An 18,918-nucleotide genomic window follows, 5' to 3' on the forward strand; every position below is an offset into this window, starting at 1 on the left:
CATACACTTTTCAAATCATGGTTATCAGGGCTATAAGCCTTGTATTCGAAAGCCCGCCATTGCCAGAGCCTTATTCATGGACAAATACGATCGCATGCTTCTCAGCGCCCTGCTCAAGGATGGGCGCGCCACTTACGCGCAACTGGCCCGCACCGTAAACCTCTCCGCCCCCGCCGTGGCTGAACGCGTGGCCAAGCTGGAGGCCAGCGGAGTGATCACCGGTTACCAGGCCAAGGTCGACCTGTCCAAGATCGGCCTGCCGATCCAGTGCACGATTGAACTGCGCTTGACCAAAAACGGCAGCCAGAAAGTCTACGACGCGCTGGCAGAAATCCCCGAACTGACCGAATGCCATCGGGTCACCGGCGACCCGTGCGTGATCATGCAGGCGGCGGTGGGTTCGATGCCGGAACTGGAAAGCCTGATCAACAGGGTGGCGAAATTCGGGTTCAGCAAAACCTCGATCATCTTGTCGAGCGCCGTAGAGCGGCGGTTGCCGTTGGGGTATTTGGAGGGAAAGAATGGCGGCGCCTGAGCGAGCGCTATCGCGGGCAAGCCCGGCTCCCACAGTTGACCCGATTGCCCGGACTGGATGCGATCCCATGTGGGAGCTGGCTTGCCTGCGATAGCGGTGTATCAGGCCAAAATATCTCAACTGACACACCACCATCGCGAGCACACCCGGCCCCACAGCTAACCCGATTGCCCGGGCTGGATGCGATCCCATGTGGGAGCTGGCTTGCCTGCGATAGCGGTGTATCAGGCCAAAATATCTCAACTGACACACCACCATCGCGAGCACACCCGGCCCCACAGCTAACCCGATTGCTTGGGCTGGATGCGATCCCATGTGGGAGCTGGCTTGCCTGCGATAGCGGTGTATCAGCCACGAATACACCAACTGGCCTACCCACACCCGACGCCCACATTTTGCTCTTTATCGTTCTGAGAATCGGGATCAGAACCCGCGATGTTTCTTCAGATGGTCATTGATCTTCGCTGCCGGCACTTTTTGCAGGCTGCACAGCAGATCATGGGTCAACTCGCGCAAGCCGTGGGTGCGGCGCAGTTCCTGGGCCAGGTGGGCGGTGAGGTTGGCCGCCATTTCAGCATCCGCCATCGCCCGGTGAGCCTTGCCGGTGTGGGGCAATTGCGCATAAGACGTCAGGGTGCCGAGTTTGTGGTTGGGCGCCGTGGGCATCAGCCGGCGGGCCAGGAGCAGCGAGCAGGCGAATTTTTGCAGGCGGGTGCGGCGGATCAGGCCCAGTTCGAAGTCCCAGAACTTCTGGTCGAACGCGGCGTTGTGCGCCAGTAGCGGCGTGGTGCCAACAAATTCATTGACCTCGTTCATCACCCGCTCGGCCGGCGGCGCGCTGCGCAGCATGGCATTGCTGATGCCGGTCAGCTGCTCGATAAACCCCGGCACGCGCACACCGGCGTTCATCAGGCTCTGGTAGCGGTCCACGATCTGGCCCTGCTCCAGGATGACCACGGCGATTTCCGTGGCCCGGCAACTGCTGCTCGGCGAGATGCCGGTGGTTTCAAAGTCGATGACCGCTATACGTTCCAAACCTGTTCCAACCCCATCTGAAAATCTATTTGAGCAACAACGCGCCTTCGATAGGCACGTAGCGACTGGCCGCGCGGATCAACGAATTGGCCGTCAGCCCCGGCACGCCGTAGGCCACGGCTTCGACGCCATGTTTATGGATGATGCGGTCGAGCAACATATCGAAATCGCCATCACCCGAGGCCAGCACCACTTCGTCGACATGGGCGGCGGCGTCCATGATGTCGATGGTGATGCCCACGTCCCAGTCGCCCTTGGCCGAGCCATCGCTGCGCTGGATGTACGGCTTGAGCTTCACGGTAAAGCCCAGGTTGCGCAGGATCTGCTGGAATTGCTGCTGCTTGCTGTCGCCACGGTCGATGGCATAGGCGTACGCCTCGACGATCTGCCCGCGCTGGCTGATATCGGCCCACAGGGCGGCGTAGTTGAAGTGGCAGCCATAGGCCTGGCGCACGGTGTAATAGAGGTTCTGCACATCGGCGAACACTGCAATTTTTTTCACCGTATATCCTCATCGCACTGGCGGACGTGATGGCCCGCAAAGGTCGCCAGTATGCCAGCCAAGAGGAGGTTTCCGAGAAAAATCAGACCGGGGCGACAGCGCGCCCCGGTTCAGTGGGTGTCAGACGAAGGAGTCGTCGTCGCCAAAGAAGGAAGAATCGTCGGCATAACCGCTGTCGGCGCTGTCATTGTCAGCGAAACGCTGCTCGTCATTGCCCCAGCCGCCGTTGTCACTGGCAGGCGCCGGCTCTTCGCGAACGATCTCTTCCACCACCTGCGGCTGCTGGTTGTGGCTGAACAGGCTGCTGATGCCTTGGGCCAGCATCACACCCCCGGCCACCCCGGCGGCGGTTTTCAGGGCGCCACCAAGAAAACCACCACCTGCGGGCGCCGCCTGCTGGGGTTGCTGATAGTTCTGTTGCTGGATGCCAAAGCTCTGTTGCGGCGTCGGCGCGCTGAAGCCGGGCCGAGTCGGCTCGCGCCAACCACCCGCGCCAGAGGCCGGCGCGCTCGGCGCAGGCTGCGGCTCGCGGGAGCTGCCGCCAAAGATGCTCGACAGGAACCCACCACCGCTGGTGGCCGGCTGCGTTGTCTTGGCCCGTTGCAGTTCATCCTGCAATTGCTGGATCTGTTGCGCCTGCTGCTTGTTCTGCGCATCCAGGCTTTTGATCGCGGCTTCCTGCACCAGAATCGCCTGGGTCATGAAATACCCGGCGGCCGGTTGGCGAGTGATGTGCTCCTTGATCCGCGCTTCTGCCTGGGCGTCGCGGGGGGCTGAGTCCGTTTCGGCTTGCTGCAACCGTGAAAACAGTCCGTCGATCAGGGTTTGCTCTTCGCTGTTCATGGCGACCTCGTTAGATTGCCGGTAAAAATCTGCGTCCCGCCCGCAATGGGCAAGGTACGCCACCAGTAATGGGGCTGGCCCGCAGCGTTTCAATGATCTTTACCCAAGGTTTACGTTTGTCGGTGATCGGTTAAAGTGTCCGCTGCTTTTTCCGCCTGTGATGACTTTGATGAATCCGTTGACCGTTCTGCGCGACTCTTTCTACTTTTTCCAGCGCAACCTGGGCGCCATCGTGCAGTTGTGCCTGCCCTTGGTGATCCTCGAGGCCGTGCTGCAACAAGTGCTCGATCGCACCCTGGGCCCGGAGGCGTTTACCGGCTACAGCATGATCGTGGGTTTGCTGGTGTATCCGCTGTACACCGCCGCCCTGATCCTGTTTCTCGACGCCCGCAGCCGTGGCGAGTCGCCGCGCACCGCCGCCGTGCTGGCCATGGCGCTGACCTTGTGGCCACGCTACGCGTTGCTGACGGCCATGAGCACCCTGCTGATCCTGCTGGGGCTGTCGTTGTATTTCCTGCCGGGGCTGTGGCTGATGGTCACCCTGGCCTTCGCCGAGTACTTGCTGGTGCTGCGCGGGATGCCCGCGCTGGCGGCGATGAAGGAAAGTTTCCGTCTGACCCGTGGGCATTTTCTGCGCATCCTGGTCTGCCTGTTGTGCGTGATGACCCCACTGTGGCTGCTCAAGGGTGCCAGCGTCGCAGCCTGGCCCGACCCGCAGAACCCGCTGCTGGCGGTGCTGATCGACAGTGCCCATAGCTTCTTGCAGCTGTTTACCAGCGTAGTGCTGTTCCGCCTGTTCATGCTGATCGCCGGTGATGCCGACGCTCGCTAACGTGCTCCCTGGGCTCCCGGCCACCGGTCGGGTATGCTCGGGGCCTGTCCCGCAGCGCCATAAGGCGAGCCGATGACCCGTTTACTGCGTAAAACCCTGGTAGGCCTGCTGATCCTCGCAGGCTTGCTGACGGCCCTGATCTACAGCCTGACCTGGCGCCCCGCCGACAAACAGACCCTACCCGTCAGCTGCGTGGCCCCGCGTGCGCCGACGCTGCTGCCCGGCCAGGCACTCAAGGTGATGACCTGGAACGTGCAATACCTGGCGGGCAAGAACTATGTGTTCTGGTACGACACCCCCGACGGCAGTGGCCCGGACGAGCGCCCCACCCCTGAAGACATGGCCTCCAGCCTGGACGAAGTGGCGCGGGTGATCCGTGACGAGCAACCGGACGTACTGTTGCTGCAGGAACTGGACGAAGGCGCCAAGCCATCCCACTACCAGGACCAACTGGCGCTGCTTCAGGAGCGACTGGTGGACCTCTACCCGTGCAGCGTCGAGGCCTTCGACTGGAAAGCCGACTTTGTGCCCGACCGGCATATCTTCGGCAGTGTCGGCCGCAAGCTGGTGACCCTCAGCCGCTACCAGATCGAACATGCCGAACGCCTGCAACTGCCGGTGGCCCCGGCCAACCTGATCAGCCGTCAGTTCCAACCCAAGCCCGCGCTGCTGCTCAGTTACCTGCCGTTGAGCGACGGCGGCCAACTGGCGGTGCTCAACACCCGCCTGGACAACGCCGCACCCGGCCACAGCGCGGTGCGCGAGCAGGTCGAGGCGACCATCAAGCTGCTGGATAAATTCGAAAGCCGGGGCACGCCGTGGCTGATTGGCGGGGATTTCAATCTGTTGCCCCTGGGGCAGTTCCTGCGCCTGGACGCCGACAGACGCGGGCAGTATTCGCCGGACAGTGAGCTGCATCTGTTGTGGGACAAATACCCGATGGTCCCCAGCAACAGTCAATCCAGCGGGATCGACCGCGACCAGTGGCTGACCCACTTCCCCAATGACCCGGGCCTCGATGGGCCGGACCGTACGGTGGATTATCTGTTCTATAGCCCGAGGCTGAAGAAGGTTGAAGCGCGGGTGCGGCAGGACGATACATTGCGTATCTCCAATCATTTGCCGGTGATTGCACGGTTCCTGCTGCCCGCCGCGCAATAGCCCACAGCACACAACCCGATGTGGAATAGGGTTGGTGTAGGAGCTGGCTTGCCTGCGATAGCGCTGGGTCAGTTGGCCAGGTTCTGGCGGACAGATCGCTATCGCAGGCCAGCCAGCTCCTACATTCAGATATTAAGCACGATTACTTGCGCGGCTTGATCCGCGCGGTCGCTTCTGCCACCAACGGGTCATCGGGCCAGTAATGCTTGGGATACCGCCCCTTCAGATCCTTCTTCACCTCGGCGTAGGTACTGCGCCAGAAGTTCGCCAGATCCTGGGTCACCTGCACCGGACGCCGCGCTGGCGATAACAAGTGCAACTTCACCACCTGCCGTCCACCGGCGATGCGCGGGGTATCGGCCAGGCCAAACAGTTCCTGCAGGCGCACCGCGAGAATCGGCGGATGCTCGCTATAGTCCAGGCGCACCGATGAGCCCGAAGGCACCTTCAAATGATGGGGCGCCAGTTCGTCCAGGCGCTGGGGCAGCGGCCAGGGCAGCAGGTTATGCAGGAAGCTGGAAAGATCCAGGTTGGCGAAATGGCTCAAGCGCGAGACCTTGCCCAGGTACGGCATCAGCCAATGTTCCAGGCTGGCGAGCAACGCGCTGTCACTGACGTCGGGCCATTCGCCGGGCTTGCCGGAGTCCAGTTGGCGCAGCAGCATGACACGGGCCTGCCACTGGCGCAGCTCCGGGGTCCAGGGCAGCAGTTCCAGGCCTTTGCGCCGCACCAGGTTGACAAGCGCCTGGCTGCGGGCGGACTCGTCCAGGCCGGTCAGCGGCTCGCGGCTGAGTACCAGTTCACCGACCTTGCGCTGGCGTTCGGCACGCAACACGCCTTCGCGCTCGTCCCAATCCAGCTGGTCGAAAGAGCGCACCTGTTCGGCCAATACCGAGTCGAACAGCGTCGGGTCGAAGTCTGCAGCCAGGTAAATCCGCTCTTCACGCTGGCCCTGGCGGCTGCCCAGGTCGGCGATGACCAGCCACGGCTGCTTCATCAGGCTGTCAGCTTCGGCAAACAGCGCGGCGCGCCCATTGGCCAGACGATATTCGGCACCGCCCGCACGGCGTTGTTGGGCCACCCGGTCCGGGTAGGCCAGCGCCAGCAGCGCCCCCAGCCAGCGCGGGTGATCGGGATCAGCCACCGGCTGTTCGGCCTTGCCTCTTAGATAGCCGCGATATTGCCGGGCCAATTGCCGGGCCCGCTGTACGCCGCCTTGAGTACCACGGGCGCGTTCCTCGCCGGACAACAAGGCCAGGCGACTGTGCACATCCGCACCGGCACCGCGCAAGATGTCGCGCTCGCCCAGCAGCGCGGCGACATCACACGCCATGTTCGCCAGCCCCAAGTCCTGGCCGCGCAACAACAAATGGGCGATACGCGGGTGCGCCGGCAGGCTGGCCATTTTCTGTCCGTGGGGGGTCAAGGTCGCGTCCTTGAGCGCCCCCAGGCGTTCGAGCAAGTCCTGGGCCTGGGCATAAGCGGCAGTGGGTGGCACATCGAGCCACACCAATTGTGCTGGCGTCACGCCCCAGCGCGCCAGTTGCAGGGCCAGGCCGGCCAGGTCTGCCGAGAGAATTTCCGCGCTGCCATAGGCCGCCAGCCCTTCATGCTGGTCCTCGGACCACAACCGATAGCACACGCCCGGCTCCAGCCGCCCGGCCCGGCCGGCACGCTGGGTGGCGCTGGCGCGGGAGATGCGCTGGGTGTCGAGACGGCTCATGCCGCTGCCGGGGTCGAAACGCGGAACCCGCGCCAGCCCGGCGTCGATCACCACCCGCACGCCATTGATGGTCAGGCTGGTCTCGGCAATGTTAGTGGCCAGTACCACCTTGCGCTTGCCCGCCGGCGCCGGGTCGATGGCCGCTCGCTGCGCTGCCAGGTCAAGCTCGCCATGCAGCGGGCACAGCAGCACATCGCCGCGCTCACCGAGGGCATCCGCCAACTGTTGATGGACCCGGCGAATCTCCGCCTGCCCCGGCAGGAACACCAGCACGCTGCCGGTTTCGTCGTGCAGGGCTTCAAGAATGGTCTGCACCAACCGCGGCTCGATAAATTCCCCAGGCTGGAACGGCCGCCCCCAGCGCATCTGCACCGGGTACATGCGCCCTTCACTGCGCAGGATCGGCGCGTCGTCGAGCAGCCCCGACAGGCGTTCACCTTCAAGGGTGGCGGACATCAGCAGGATTTTCAGCGGTTGTTCATCGCGAAACAGCTCGCGGCCATTGAGGCTCAGGGCCAGCGCCAGGTCGGCGTCGAGGCTACGCTCGTGGAATTCGTCGAAGATCAGCAGACCCACGCCATCCAGTGCCGGGTCATCCTGCAGGCGCCGGGTGAGGATGCCTTCGGTGACCACTTCAATACGGGTGTTGGGGCCGACCTTGCTGTCCAGGCGGATCCGGTAGCCGACGGTTTCCCCGACCTTTTCCCCCAGCTCACTGGCCAGGCGTTCGGCTGCGGCGCGGGCGGCGAGCCGGCGGGGCTCAAGCATCAGGATGGTTTGCCCGGCCAGCCAGGTTTCGTGCAACAGCGCCAACGGCACCCGCGTGGTCTTACCGGCGCCGGGCGGTGCTTCGAGCACGGCTTCATGGCGCGTCGCCAAGGCTTCACGCAAGGCGGGTAAAACATCATCGATTGGCAACGAATTCATACTGGCTCCAAAGCAGAGCGGCGAGTATAACGGCGAACGGCTGGATATCGGTGCTCTCTCAGGCGCGGCCATGTCCCTTTGGAAGGGCTCCCACATTAGAGGGGTGGCACCTGGTAGATCTGCTTTATAGTCACACCCTACAAGTGTTCAGGAGAGTCTCATGCGTATTGCTTCCCGTGTCATCGGCGGTGTTCTGGCCGTCACCCTGTTGAGCCAGCTGACGGCCTGCGGTTCGATTTTCTATCCTGATCGCCGTGGCCAGATCGACGGCAAGATCGACCCGGCAATTGCCGTGCTCGACGCGGTCGGCCTGCTGTTTTATGTGATCCCCGGCCTGATCGCCTTTGGCGTGGACTTCGCCACCGGCGCAATTTACTTCGAGCCCGGCAAAACCGCACAAGTGGCCCCCGAAAAACTGCAAGAAGCCATCGGCGCCGACGGCAAGGTGGATAACACCAAGCTGCAAACCATCATCGAGCACGAAACCGGCCGCAACCTGCCGCTGGACGACCCGCGCCTGATCCAGTTCAAGGGCAGCGTGCAACAACTCGCGTCCCTCGGCCTGCAACCTGCTGCGTAAGGACCTGATTGCCCCATGAACACCAGCACCGAACACGCCCGGCTATTGCGCCTGGCCACCCGCGCCTCGGTCGGCGTGGCCAGTATTCTGATTATCGGCAAAGCCATCGCCTGGTGGTTCAGTGGTTCGGTGAGCATGTTGGCCGGGCTGACCGATTCGCTGCTCGACGGCGTGACGTCACTGCTCAACCTGCTGGCGGTGCACTACGCGCTGCGCCCGGCGGATGATGATCACCGCTACGGACATGGCAAGGCGGAATCCCTGGCGGGCATGGCCCAGGCGCTGTTTATCGCCGGCAGCGCGGTATTGATCGCCTTCCAGGCGTACCAACGCCTGCAGCACCCGGAACCCGTGGGCGCGCCCTGGCTGAGTATTGCAGTGATTGTGATGTCGCTGGTGCTGACCGTGGCGCTGCTGGCCGTGCAACACCGGGTGATCCGCGAAACCGGCTCGAACGCGGTGCGCGCCGACTCGCTGCACTACCGTTCCGACTTGCTGCTCAATGGCAGCATTCTATTGGCGCTGGTGCTGGCGGCCTTCGGCTGGCATCAGGTCGATGCCTGGTTTGGCCTGGCGATCGCCCTGTACATCTTGTGGAGCGCGATCCAGATCGCCCGGGAAAGCTTTGCCGTGCTGATGGACGAAGAACTGCCGGCAGACGTCAGCCAGCACATGCTGGAACTGGCCTGTAGCGTGCCCGGCGTACTGGGTGCCCATGATTTGCGCACGCGGATTTCCGGCAACCACTGGTTTGTGCAGTTGCATCTGGAGTTGCCGGGGGAGTTGAGCTTGTCGGTAGCCCATGGCATCAGCGACCAGGCCGCCGATGCCATCCATCAGGCCTACCCACGGGCCGAGGTGCTGGTGCACGCCGACCCGCAGGAAGTGGTCACGGGCAGCAAGGCCTAGTAGGTCACCTGGTACCCGCGACTGCTCAGGCAGTTGCCCTGGGCCTGGCGGTAGGTTTGCACCACCGCCGGCGCAGGCGCGTAGGTGACGGTCTGGGGGTCGAAGCCGCTTTGCTGCACCGCCCAGCGATAGCAATCGTAACCGTCCTGCTGCACCTGGGCGGGAGATTGGCCATTGGCGGGATAGGCCACCACGTCATACCCGTTGCCCTGGGGCGTCGGCTGCGGCGGCATGGCCACCGGCGGTTGCACCACCACGTACTGCTGGGTGCTGGTCTCGTAGCTGTAATAGGCGCCAGCGGCGAGGAAAAACAGCGCACTGCCGACCCACACTTCCCGCGCATAGTCCGGCAGGTAATGCACGCGGATCCCATAGGGTGGCGTGACTACGACGTAGCGCGGGCCCTGGGGCCGGTACCAATAGCCGCCCGAGAAAAAGTAATCCTGGCCGCGATAGGGCACACGGTAATTGCGGTCGGGGAAGCGGTCCACCGTGTAGCCGGGCCGATACTGCGGGCCGGGGCCCCAGCCGTTGCCATGGCCGTCGGGGCGGCCTGGCCAGCGGTTATCATTGGGGTGGCCGTTGTAGCCAGGCCGCGAGCCAGGGCCACCGGTTTGCCAATGCGGGTTGCCATCATTGCGCCGGGGAATGTCACGGTAGTTGCCCTGGCGCGGCTCCTGGGTCTGGCCCACGGAATCGGGCCGGCCCTGGATCGGCAGATTGCTCCCCGCCTGCGGTGCCGGGCGCGGCGCTTCATTACCTTGAGGGCGAGCCTGCCACTGGCCGTTCTGGCCGGCGCGCTCTACCGGTTGGTTTTGCGGGCGCGGCTGGCTGTGTTCCGGCCCCCGCTCATGCGGTCCACCACCGCCCTGCGGGCCTTGCCCCTGGCGGGGTGCGTTGTCTCGTTCGTCGGCCATCACCTGCGTGCCCAAGGTGACCATCAACACACCTACACCTGCCAAACGCCAGATGCGCTTCATGCTATTCCTCACTGCGGATTAGGGCCTGTGCATGAGACTGGAAAAGCCGGGCCCGGTTCTGCGACAGGTTATCAGTCACCAGCACAATTTTCGCCGGCAAAAGAAAAGGGGCGACCCGTCGGTCGCCCCTTGAGAACTTCGTCCTGGCTCAACGCTTATGACGTTGGCTCACCTCACGCCGTCTTGTGGACAGTGTGCAGCCCGGGGGCCGGCACAACCCGGTGGGGTTGGCGGGCCGCAGCCGGCCTGATTGGGCGGGCTGCTGTGGACTCTATGTCCGGGCAGTGATTCTGTTGGTAATCATAGGCGTGAGGGCCCGACAGATGATTGCGAAGATTGCGTCAATAAACAGTGCTTGCGCAATTTTTAACCCTGGATAGATAATTCGCAGCAATAGTTACGACAAAGGCCAGCCCCATGAGCAAACTTGACCGATACGACCTGAGTATTTTGGCGGAATTACAGCGCGACGCGAGGATCTCCAACCAGGAGCTGGCCGAGCGGATCGGCCTGTCACCGTCACCCTGCTCACGCCGGGTCAAGCAATTGGAGGACGACGGCTACATCTCACGCCAGGTCGCCCTGCTCGACCGCAAGATGCTGGGCCTGAGCCTCACGGCCTACGTGTTGATCGGCATGGACCGACACACGCCCGAACGTTTCGAGAACTTTGAAGCGGCGATCCGCACCTTGCCGCAAGTGTTGGAATGCAGCCTGGTCACCGGGATGGATGCCGACTATCAGCTGAAGGTGGTGGTGCCGGATATGGACCACTATCAAAAACTGCTGCTGGGGCACCTGACCCGGATTGAGGGCGTGACCAGCGTGCGCTCCAGCTTTGTGCTGAACCAGGTGCTCAACAGCACGGAGTTACCGTTGACTCACCTGCGGACCTAAGACGCCCCACCCATCCCATGTGGGAGCGGGCTTGCCCGCGATAGCGGTCTTGCAGGCACACCGCTATCGCAGGCAAGCCAGCTGCCACTTTTTGCCCATGTTCAGGCAATGACATCAGGGTGCGACGCACCGACGCAGGTCAACTTTGAACCTGCCCCCTTGCCTTATACTCCGCGCCTGCCTTTGTCGGAAACTGCCCAATGAATTCGATTGACCCCGTGCTGTTTGAAGAGTGGATGATGACCGGCCTGGTCACCATCCTGATCATTTTCATGGGCTTTATCGTCTGGGACCTGGCGAAGAAATCCAAGGCCGGGCGCTTTGGCTCGCTGATTCTGTTCTTCGTGCTGGGCCTGGGCGTGGCCGCGTTTATCATCAAGAGCGTGGTGATCGGCCTGATTGAGTCCGGGGCTTTATAAGCGCGCCGGCACTTCGCGGTACTGGCCTTGGCCCAGGCCTTCAATCGACCAGTCGCCGATTTTCACCCGCACCAGACGCAAGGTCGGCAAGCCCACGGCGGCGGTCATGCGCCGTACTTGACGGTTGCGCCCCTCGCGAATCACCAGCTCCAGCCAATAGGTCGGGATGTTTTTACGAAAACGTACCGGCGGGTTGCGCGGCCAGAGTACCGGCTCGTCCAGTCGCCGGGCTTCAGCCGGCAAGGTCATGCCATCGTTCAACTCCACACCGGCGCGCAGACGTTGCAGATGCTCCTCGGTGGGCTCGCCCTCCACCTGCACCCAATAGGTTTTCGCCAGTTTGTGCTTGGGGTCGGCAATCCGCGCCTGTAACTGGCCATCGTTGGTCAGCAGCAACAGGCCTTCACTGTCCCGGTCCAGGCGCCCAGCCGGGTAGATGCCCGGGATATCAATAAAATCCTTGAGCGTGGCGCGACCGCCTTCGTCACTGAACTGGGTCAGCACATCAAAAGGTTTATTGAACAGGATCAGCTTCGGCTCGGCCGGCGGCGCCTTGGCGACACGGCGAGCAGCGGCATGGGGAGGTTTCACGCCAGGGCGGCGCGAGTCAGGGCGGGCAGGACGGGACATGGCAATGGAACATCTAACGGTCAGGACCGACCATGCTAGTGGCCTGACCGTTAAATAACCACCCCGCTATTTAGCGGAACGGCGGCTCGTCAAAGCTGCGCAGCTTGCGCGAGTGCAACGAGTTGAGCTCGGTGCGCAACAAGTCCACTGCCTCGATACCGATCTTCAAGTGCTGGCTCACAGCCCGTTCATAGAACGCGTTGGCCGAACCTGGCAACTTGATTTCACTGTGCAACGGCTTATCCGACACGCACAGCAATGTGCCGTAAGGCACCCGCAAACGGTAGCCTTGCGCGGCGATGGTGCCGCTCTCCATATCCACGGCCACGGCGCGGGACAGGTTGATCAGCGGCCGCTCCTGGGCCCAGCGCAGTTCCCAGTTGCGATCGTCGTAGGTCAACACGGTACCGGTGCGCAGGCGCTTTTTCAGTTGCTCGCCCTTCTCGCCCGTGACGTTAGCCGCCGCTTGTTGCAATGCCATCTGCACTTCGGCCAGGGCCGGGATCGGAATGTTCGGCGGCACCACGCGGTCGAGAATGCCGTCGCGCCGCATATAAGCGTGGGCCAGCACATAGTCACCGATGGTCTGGGATTGGCGCAGGCCACCACAGTGGCCAATCATCAGCCAGCAATGGGGACGCAACACCGCCAGGTGGTCGGTGATGTTCTTGGCGTTGGACGGGCCGACACCGATGTTGACCAGGGTCACGCCGTGACCGTCACTGGCCTGCAAGTGGTAGGCCGGCATCTGATAACGGTGCCAGACCACGCCTGCGGCGATGGCAGACGCTTCACCATGGTCCATGCCTTTTTCGATGATCACATTGCCCGGCAACACCATGCGGATAAAGCGTGGGTCGCTGCGCAACTGTTCCAAGCCATGGACGATGAACTGGTCGACATAGCGGTGGTAGTTGGTCAGCAGAATCCATGGCTGCACATGGCGCCAGTCGCTGCCGGTGTAGTGCACCAGGCGACGCAGGGAAAAGTCCACGCGGGCCGCATCGAACAGTGCCAGGGGCAGTGGGTCGGTGTTTTCCCAGTCATACAGGCCATCGGCGATGCCATCGGTGGCGGCAGACAGGTCGGTGCTGGGGAACACCCGTGCCAGGGTCGCGGCCGTTACACCGGAGCCGGCCAGTTCATCGCCCTGCTCGACCACGTACGGATAAGGGATGTTCTGCTGGCTGACGCCCACTTCCACCGTCACGGTGAAGTCGTGCATCAGCGGCACCAGTTGTTCCAGCAGGTATTTGCGAAACGCTGACGGATGGGTGACGGTGACGCTGTAAGTGCCCGGCAACTGCACCTTGGCATACGCGCGGGTGGTCTGTGGGACTTCGCCGTGGCAGTGGTAGGTCAGGCGCAGTTCCGGATAGCGAAACAGAGCACGCTGTGCGGCGTCGGGCTCGACGCGATCCTTGAGGTATTGCTTGAGGGCCTGGTTGAGCGCGCCGGTAGCACGCTCATGCAGAGCCGCCAGCCGGTCCACGGCCTCTTCGGCGGTTTGAACGACAACAAAAGCTTCGGTCACGGTAGGCTTCCTGTTTTCTTACATGCAGGAGGTCATCTTGCCTGCATCGCTGCCAGACGCAAACTCTGAATTGGAATGCCCACTGAAGATCAATGCAACCGCTGTAGGAGCTGGCTTGCCTGCGATGGCAGCGGGTCAGCCAATATAGAGGTGGCTGACCCGCTGCCATCGCAGGCAAGCCAGCTCCCAGATTTTTTACCGGTTTTATTCAGAGAGACGGAGTTGAGCGGGTGACGATGGCCTGCACATCCACGCCTCGTGGCAAGGTGCCATATACCCGCCCCGACGACTCGCCCAAGCGGCTGGCTATAAACCCATCGCTGACACTGGCATTGCCCGCCTCCAGCAGCAATTTGGCCTGCAGGGCCACGGCAATATCCTCGGTCAACTGCCGCGCCCGGTACTGGATATCCTGGGTGTCCATAAACGCCGACTTCAATTGCTCGATATGTCGGGCCAGGCGTTTATCGCCATGCCCATCGCCCAGTTCGACAAACAATGTCTCCAGCACACCGGGCTCTTTCGACAAGGCCCGCAGCACGTCCAGGCATTGCACGTTGCCGGAACCTTCCCACGTCGAATTGACCGGCGCCTCACGGTACAGGCGCGGCAGGATGCTGTCCTCGACATAGCCGGCGCCGCCCATGCATTCGGCGGCTTCGTTGATCATCGCCGGCGCACGCTTGCAGATCCAATACTTGCCCACCGCCGTCACCAGCCGCGCGAACTTGGCTTCCTGCTCATCGGCCAGATGGTCCAGCGCCCGGCCCATACGCAGGCTCAAGGCCAGGGCCGCTTCACTTTCCAGGGCCAGGTCCGCCAGCACGTTCTGCATCAACGGCTGTTCACTGAGCACGCGGCCACCAACCAAACGATGGGCGCAATGATGGCTGGCCTGGGTCAGCGCCTGGCGCATCAAGGAACTGGAGCCAACCATGCAGTCGAAACGGGTCATGGCCACCATCTCGATAATGGTCGGTACGCCACGGCCTTCTTCGCCGACCATCCACGCCAGGGCGCCGCGGAATTCGACTTCGCTGGAGGCGTTGGAGCAGTTGCCGAGTTTGTTTTTAAGGCGCTGGATATAGAACTGGTTACGCGTATCGTCCGGGCGCTGCCGGGGCAGTAGGAAACAGGTCAAACCCTTGTCAGTCTGAGCCAGGGTCAGGAAGGCGTCGCACATCGGCGCCGAACAGAACCACTTATGGCCCACCAGCTCATAGGGTTGGCCTGGGCCGCCGGCGCCCACGGGGTAGGCGCGGGTGGTATTGGCCCGGACATCGGTGCCGCCCTGTTTCTCGGTCATGGCCATGCCGATGGTTGCGCCGGCTTTATGGGCGATGCCGACATTGCGCGGGTCGTATTCAGTGTTGAGGATTTTCGGCAGCCAGGTGTCAGCCAGATCCGGCTGCAGGCGCAGGGCCGGCACGCAGGCGAAGGTCATGGTCAGCGGGCACCCCGTGCCAGCTTCGGCCTGGCTATGCAGGTAGGTCATGGCCGCGCGGGCGACATGGGCACCCGCCTGGGGATGGGCCCAGGGCAGCGAAGGCAGGCCATGCTCGACGGCGGTGCGCATCAGTTCGTGATAGGCCGGATGAAACTCCACCAGATCAATGCGGTGACCATAGCGATCATGGCTGTTGAACACCGGCTTGTTCTGATTCGCCAGGAACCCCGCCGCCATCAGTGGCCCACCCGCCAAGGCGCCGTAGGCGTCGATGCGGGCCTCGGCCCAGCCTGCCCCAAAGCGCCGCGACCACTCCTGCAAGGGCAGGTCGAGGCGATACAAATTGGCGCCATCGAGTGACGGTGGCTGGTTGGTAACGTCGTGGGTTTCGGCGAACTGGTGCAGATTCATGACGGGCCTCCTGATAAAAGGCCGCGTTGATTGAGGCCTTGAATTCAGTTAAGCATCGTCACTGCGCTTAAAAAAGTGGCATAAGCGCCTAACTGCCGGCGCTTTCACCCTCTAACGGGCACAGCAGGCGGCGCTGCAACACGGCTTGCAACAGCTCGAAACGCACCGGCTTGAGCAACTGCTCGGTCGGGCCGACGCCGTGACAATGCTGGCGGGCGCTGCCTTGCAGGGCGTCGCTCAGGGCGATCACCGGCAGCTCGCCGCACCCTGGCAAGGCCCGGATCTGGCAGCACAGGGAGAAGCCATCTTCGGGCACATCCAGCAACACCGCATCAAACGCCCCCTCCTGCAGCATCGCCAGGGCCGTGGGGCCACTGTCCGCGACTTTCACCCGGTAACCGAGCTTGAGCAACATGCCACGCAAGACCAACTGGGTGACGCAATTGTCCTCCACCAGCAATACCGTGCAGTCTTGTGGCGCGCGGTGCAGGTCCACGGCCCGGGCCGGCTCCGGCGGCACCGCGATAACGGCAACCTCCAGCTGGAATCGGCTGCCCTTACGCGGTTCGGAATGATGGGTCAGGCGCCCGCCGAGCAACTCGATCAACTGCCGGCAGATCGCCAGGCCAATGCCCAGGCCGCCATATTCGCGAGTGGTCGAGCCGTCCACCTGGAAGAAGCGCTGATACAGGGTCGCCTCATCCAGTTGCGCAAAGCCAATCCCGGAGTCGCTAACGATAAACGTCAGATGCAAATGGCCATCCGCCTGGGGCAGGCCCACTACGCGCACGCGCACCGCACCGTCGTGGGTGAACTTGAAGGCGTTATCCAGCAGGCATTCCAGGCACTGCATCAATTTGCCTGCATCGCCGTCCAGGCGATCCGGCAACTCACTCGCCACGTCGATGGAGAACGCCAACCCCTTGCTCTGGGCATTGCCCAGGAACTGCTGACGCAAGGTATCAAGTACCCCGCGCAGGCTGAACACCTGCGGTTGCACACTGAGGCGACCGGCTTGCAGCTCGGTGAGGGTGAGGATGCCATTGACCATGCGCATCATGTCCCGCGCAGAGCCGGCGGCGGTTTGCTGGTACTGCGCCAGGTCGCCGGCCAGAGGCTCGGTCTGCATCAGTTCCAACGACCCAATCACCCCGTTCATCGGGGTGCGCAGTTCATGGGTCAGGGTCGCGAGGAATTCGTCTTTCAACTGGTTGCTGTGGGCCAGTTGCTGGTTGAGCACTTCCAGTTTCTGGCTGGCATCAAACAGGATTTGCGCCTGCTGTTCGCGCATCGCGTTGATCCGGTCGGCCAGGGCCAGGGACAACAGGGCGACTTCAATGGCCGAGCCGATCTGACTGGAGTACATGGTGAGAAACACATTGGGCAGGTAGCCCAGCACCATCAGCGTGTTGATCACCCCGCCGATCAGGAACGCCGACCAGGCGATGATGAAATACCGCGCCACACGCTGGCCACAGCACCAGGCCTTGATCCCGGCGACAAAGATGGTCACGGTGAAAACCAGGGCCAGCGCGGTCGCCAGGCGCAGGGCCAGGGCGTAGCTGGTCATCAGCGACAACACCATCACCACCGCCCCCGTCCCCACCAGCACCAGCAGCACCCGGTCCAGCCAGCGGCTGTAGAGAGCAGTGTGCAGGAAGCTGCGGGCAAACAGGCTGCCGAACAACGCGGAGGCGCCGATCAGGAACGGCGTCGCCGCATTCGCCCACCAGGGGTTGTCGGGCCAGAAATACTCCACGGCCGCGCCATTCACCGAGAGCTGGTACATGCCGAACGAAGCGATATAGAGGATGTAATAGAGGTAGCTGGTGTCGCGCACGCTGAGGTAGATAAACAGGTTGTACACCAGCATGCCCAGCAGCACACCGTAGATCAGGCCCAGCACATACAGGCGCAGCGGCTGATCTTCCAGGTACGCGGTGCTCGACCACAGGGTCAGCGGCGCCTGGATCGAACCCTCGCTTTGCAGGCGCAGATAGAGGGTTTTCTGCTCGCCCGCACTGAAGTCGACGGTGAACAGGTAATTGTTCTGGCGAATCTCACGGCTGGCAAAGGGCAATGCATCCCCGGTACGCCCGGCCAGGCGATAGTCGCCGTCACCCTCGGGCAGGTACAACTCAAGATGATCAAGGGGCGGATAGGCCAGCTCCAGCAGCCAGGTGCGCAGGGCGTCGGGATCCTTGGGCAGGTAATGCAGGTCGACCTTGAGCCAGAACGCCGAGCGCGAATAGCCGGCATTCAAGGTGTCTTTATCGTGCGGGGTGTAGCGACTGGCGAGTGCCGCTGAACGGGCCTCGGCGATGGTGAGATTGCCGCTTGGATCTTCGAGTACTTGCATGACCCGGCCCAGGGGAAGACTTCGGGTGGTTTCATTGAACTCGACGGCGCCGGCCAGCATCGGCAGCCCGCACAAGAGAAACATCAGCAAATAGCGCATAGAGCCCCAGCGTGGCCTGTCCGGTTATGTCAAAAGCCCCCCATTCCTTTTGAGATGACGTACACCGGCGATACATTTAAGTTGTTTGGATCCACTCTAGCATAGCCGGTAAAGGCCAAAAGACACCATTGAAATAATTTTTTGAAAGGCTCTAGCCCGGGCCTTTCAGCGCACTAATTGCTAGAAATGGATGATGGCTTATAGCCATTTACCAGTGTATTTCGGCGTCAAATACCAGCACTGCCCGACAGCCACGCAAAAAGCGTTTGGTGGTAAGCTCGCGCACCATGAATATCTACAGCTCTCGCCCCGTTGTCCTCTGTCTCTCCGGCCATGATCCCAGTGGTGGCGCCGGCTTGCAGGCAGATATCGAAGCCCTGCTCGCCCAAGGCTGTCATGCGGCCCCGGCCGTGACCGCGCTGACCGTGCAGAACACCGTGAATGTCAGCGATTTCCGCGTGCTCGACCGCGAGTGGGTATTGGCCCAGGCCAACGCCGTGCTCGGTGACTCCGAAGTCGCGGCGGTCAAGCTGGGCATGCTCGGGTCCACGGTGATGGTCGATACCGTGGTCGAACTGCTCCAGCAGCACCCGCACCTGCCGGTGGTCTGCGACCCGGTGCTGCGCGCCGGCGGCGGCGGTAGCCTGGGCAAGGACGAGGTCGGCTATGCGATGCGCGAGCGGCTGTTGCCCTTGTCGCTGATTGCCACGCCCAACCTGCCTGAGGCGCGCATCCTCGCCGAACTGCCCAACGGCACGGCGGATGAATGCGCCGAGAAACTGCTGCCGTTTATCAAGCACCTGTTGATCACCGGCGGCCATGGCGACGAGCATGAGGTGCACAATCGCCTCTACAGCCGCGACGGCACACGCCACACGTTTACCTGCCAGCGCCTGCCCGGCAGCTATCACGGCTCCGGTTGCACTCTGGCCAGCGCCCTGGCCGGCCGCCTGGCCCAGGGTCAAAGCCTGGCCAGCGCCGTGGAGTCGGCACTCAATTACACCTGGCGCACCCTGCGGGACGCCGAACAACTGGGCCAGGGGCAATTTGTGCCGCGTCGCCTGCCATTGGATTTCTGTTCGTAATATCAAGGGG

The 18,918-nt window shown here is 62.7% G+C and carries 17 protein-coding genes; 8 read left to right on the plus strand and 9 right to left on the minus strand.

Annotated elements, in window-relative coordinates; all coding sequences use genetic code 11:
• The first annotated feature begins 76 nt into the window (after positions 1-76).
• Complete coding sequence (locus HU773_RS24320; RefSeq protein WP_057958359.1) at positions 77-535, plus strand: Lrp/AsnC family transcriptional regulator; 459 nt, start codon at positions 77-79, stop codon at positions 533-535.
• Positions 536-958: 423 nt separating this feature from the next.
• Here HU773_RS24320 and HU773_RS24325 read toward each other — a convergent pair whose 3' ends face one another.
• The 3 genes from HU773_RS24325 to HU773_RS24335 form a co-directional block, all read right to left on the minus strand.
• Positions 959-1,570: a 3'-5' exonuclease gene (locus HU773_RS24325; RefSeq protein WP_057441176.1), complete on the minus strand. Its 612-nt coding sequence runs from the start codon at positions 1,568-1,570 to the stop codon at positions 959-961.
• Between the two features lie 25 nt (positions 1,571-1,595).
• Positions 1,596-2,072: an NYN domain-containing protein gene (locus HU773_RS24330; RefSeq protein ID WP_032861784.1), complete on the minus strand. Its 477-nt coding sequence runs from the start codon at positions 2,070-2,072 to the stop codon at positions 1,596-1,598.
• A 120-nt stretch (positions 2,073-2,192) separates the two neighbouring features.
• Positions 2,193-2,915: a DUF2076 domain-containing protein gene (locus HU773_RS24335; RefSeq protein ID WP_057960675.1), complete on the minus strand. Its 723-nt coding sequence runs from the start codon at positions 2,913-2,915 to the stop codon at positions 2,193-2,195.
• Between the two features lie 169 nt (positions 2,916-3,084).
• On the opposite strand from HU773_RS24335, the gene HU773_RS24340 reads away from it, so the two are divergent.
• Positions 3,085-3,747, plus strand: a complete 663-nt coding sequence (locus HU773_RS24340; protein ID WP_057441178.1) for a YciC family protein — start codon at positions 3,085-3,087, stop codon at positions 3,745-3,747.
• Between the two features lie 72 nt (positions 3,748-3,819).
• Positions 3,820-4,908, plus strand: a complete 1,089-nt coding sequence (locus HU773_RS24345; RefSeq protein ID WP_057960676.1) for an endonuclease/exonuclease/phosphatase family protein — start codon at positions 3,820-3,822, stop codon at positions 4,906-4,908.
• 142 nt (positions 4,909-5,050) lie between these two features.
• Here the strand turns inward: HU773_RS24345 and hrpB are convergent, their stop codons facing one another.
• Entirely contained in the window at positions 5,051-7,558 is a 2,508-nt protein-coding gene (gene hrpB / locus HU773_RS24350) for an ATP-dependent helicase HrpB (protein ID WP_057960677.1), read from the minus strand.
• A gap of 160 nt (positions 7,559-7,718) precedes the next feature.
• Between hrpB and pmcY the strand changes: the two genes are divergently transcribed.
• Positions 7,719-8,138 carry a periplasmic Zn2+ metallochaperone PmcY gene (gene pmcY / locus HU773_RS24355; protein ID WP_057439025.1) on the plus strand — a complete coding sequence of 140 codons (420 nt, stop codon included), beginning with the start codon at positions 7,719-7,721 and terminating at the stop codon, positions 8,136-8,138.
• Between the two features lie 15 nt (positions 8,139-8,153).
• Complete coding sequence (locus tag HU773_RS24360) at positions 8,154-9,047, plus strand: cation diffusion facilitator family transporter (RefSeq protein ID WP_057439024.1); 894 nt, start codon at positions 8,154-8,156, stop codon at positions 9,045-9,047.
• On the opposite strand, the gene HU773_RS24365 is transcribed toward HU773_RS24360, so the two are convergent.
• A complete protein-coding gene (locus HU773_RS24365; RefSeq protein ID WP_057960678.1) occupies positions 9,044-10,027 on the minus strand; it encodes a DUF6515 family protein in 984 nt (327 codons plus the stop codon). The two genes, HU773_RS24360 and HU773_RS24365, sit on opposite strands and share 4 nt — an antisense overlap.
• A 417-nt stretch (positions 10,028-10,444) precedes the next feature.
• Here HU773_RS24365 and HU773_RS24370 point away from each other — a divergent pair, with 417 nt between their 5' ends.
• Complete coding sequence (locus HU773_RS24370) at positions 10,445-10,924, plus strand: Lrp/AsnC family transcriptional regulator (protein WP_003176264.1); 480 nt, start codon at positions 10,445-10,447, stop codon at positions 10,922-10,924.
• A 209-nt stretch (positions 10,925-11,133) separates the two neighbouring features.
• Positions 11,134-11,343, plus strand: coding sequence for a DUF2788 domain-containing protein (locus tag HU773_RS24375; RefSeq protein WP_057439039.1), 210 nt, complete (start codon positions 11,134-11,136; stop codon positions 11,341-11,343).
• Here the strand turns inward: HU773_RS24375 and HU773_RS24380 are convergent.
• The 4 genes from HU773_RS24380 to HU773_RS24395 form a co-directional block, all read right to left on the minus strand.
• Positions 11,338-11,973: a pseudouridine synthase gene (locus tag HU773_RS24380; RefSeq protein ID WP_057960679.1), complete on the minus strand. Its 636-nt coding sequence runs from the start codon at positions 11,971-11,973 to the stop codon at positions 11,338-11,340. The two genes, HU773_RS24375 and HU773_RS24380, sit on opposite strands and share 6 nt — an antisense overlap.
• 70 nt (positions 11,974-12,043) lie before the next feature.
• A complete protein-coding gene (amn, locus tag HU773_RS24385; RefSeq protein ID WP_057960680.1) occupies positions 12,044-13,507 on the minus strand; it encodes an AMP nucleosidase in 1,464 nt (487 codons plus the stop codon).
• 208 nt (positions 13,508-13,715) lie between these two features.
• The gene (locus tag HU773_RS24390; protein ID WP_169989723.1) at positions 13,716-15,365 is read right to left on the minus strand and encodes an acyl-CoA dehydrogenase family protein; all 1,650 of its coding nucleotides are present in this window, start codon (positions 15,363-15,365) and stop codon (positions 13,716-13,718) included.
• A gap of 88 nt (positions 15,366-15,453) precedes the next feature.
• Entirely contained in the window at positions 15,454-17,823 is a 2,370-nt protein-coding gene (locus tag HU773_RS24395; RefSeq protein ID WP_120734189.1) for a hybrid sensor histidine kinase/response regulator, read from the minus strand.
• Between the two features lie 287 nt (positions 17,824-18,110).
• On the opposite strand from HU773_RS24395, the gene HU773_RS24400 reads away from it, so the two are divergent.
• Positions 18,111-18,908, plus strand: a complete 798-nt coding sequence (locus tag HU773_RS24400; RefSeq protein ID WP_120734190.1) for a hydroxymethylpyrimidine/phosphomethylpyrimidine kinase — start codon at positions 18,111-18,113, stop codon at positions 18,906-18,908.
• Positions 18,909-18,918 lie beyond the last annotated feature (10 nt).

Origin of the sequence: Pseudomonas shahriarae, assembly GCF_014268455.2 — a bacterium.
Classification (GTDB): domain Bacteria; phylum Pseudomonadota; class Gammaproteobacteria; order Pseudomonadales; family Pseudomonadaceae; genus Aquipseudomonas; species Aquipseudomonas shahriarae.

Excerpts from the sequence above, each read along its gene's own strand:
- HU773_RS24320 (WP_057958359.1), top strand. The coding sequence starts at position 77 with ATGGACAAATACGATCGCATGCTTCTCAGCGCCCTGCTCAAGGATGGG.
- HU773_RS24335 (WP_057960675.1), bottom strand. The coding sequence starts at position 2,915 with ATGAACAGCGAAGAGCAAACCCTGATCGACGGACTGTTTTCACGGTTG.
- HU773_RS24340 (WP_057441178.1), top strand. The coding sequence starts at position 3,085 with ATGAATCCGTTGACCGTTCTGCGCGACTCTTTCTACTTTTTCCAGCGC.
- HU773_RS24345 (WP_057960676.1), top strand. The coding sequence starts at position 3,820 with ATGACCCGTTTACTGCGTAAAACCCTGGTAGGCCTGCTGATCCTCGCA.
- hrpB (WP_057960677.1), bottom strand. The coding sequence starts at position 7,558 with ATGAATTCGTTGCCAATCGATGATGTTTTACCCGCCTTGCGTGAAGCC.
- pmcY (WP_057439025.1), top strand. The coding sequence starts at position 7,719 with ATGCGTATTGCTTCCCGTGTCATCGGCGGTGTTCTGGCCGTCACCCTG.
- HU773_RS24360 (WP_057439024.1), top strand. The coding sequence starts at position 8,154 with ATGAACACCAGCACCGAACACGCCCGGCTATTGCGCCTGGCCACCCGC.
- HU773_RS24365 (WP_057960678.1), bottom strand. The coding sequence starts at position 10,027 with ATGAAGCGCATCTGGCGTTTGGCAGGTGTAGGTGTGTTGATGGTCACC.
- HU773_RS24370 (WP_003176264.1), top strand. The coding sequence starts at position 10,445 with ATGAGCAAACTTGACCGATACGACCTGAGTATTTTGGCGGAATTACAG.
- HU773_RS24380 (WP_057960679.1), bottom strand. The coding sequence starts at position 11,973 with ATGTCCCGTCCTGCCCGCCCTGACTCGCGCCGCCCTGGCGTGAAACCT.
- HU773_RS24390 (WP_169989723.1), bottom strand. The coding sequence starts at position 15,365 with ATGAATCTGCACCAGTTCGCCGAAACCCACGACGTTACCAACCAGCCA.
- HU773_RS24395 (WP_120734189.1), bottom strand. The coding sequence starts at position 17,823 with ATGCGCTATTTGCTGATGTTTCTCTTGTGCGGGCTGCCGATGCTGGCC.
- HU773_RS24400 (WP_120734190.1), top strand. The coding sequence starts at position 18,111 with ATGAATATCTACAGCTCTCGCCCCGTTGTCCTCTGTCTCTCCGGCCAT.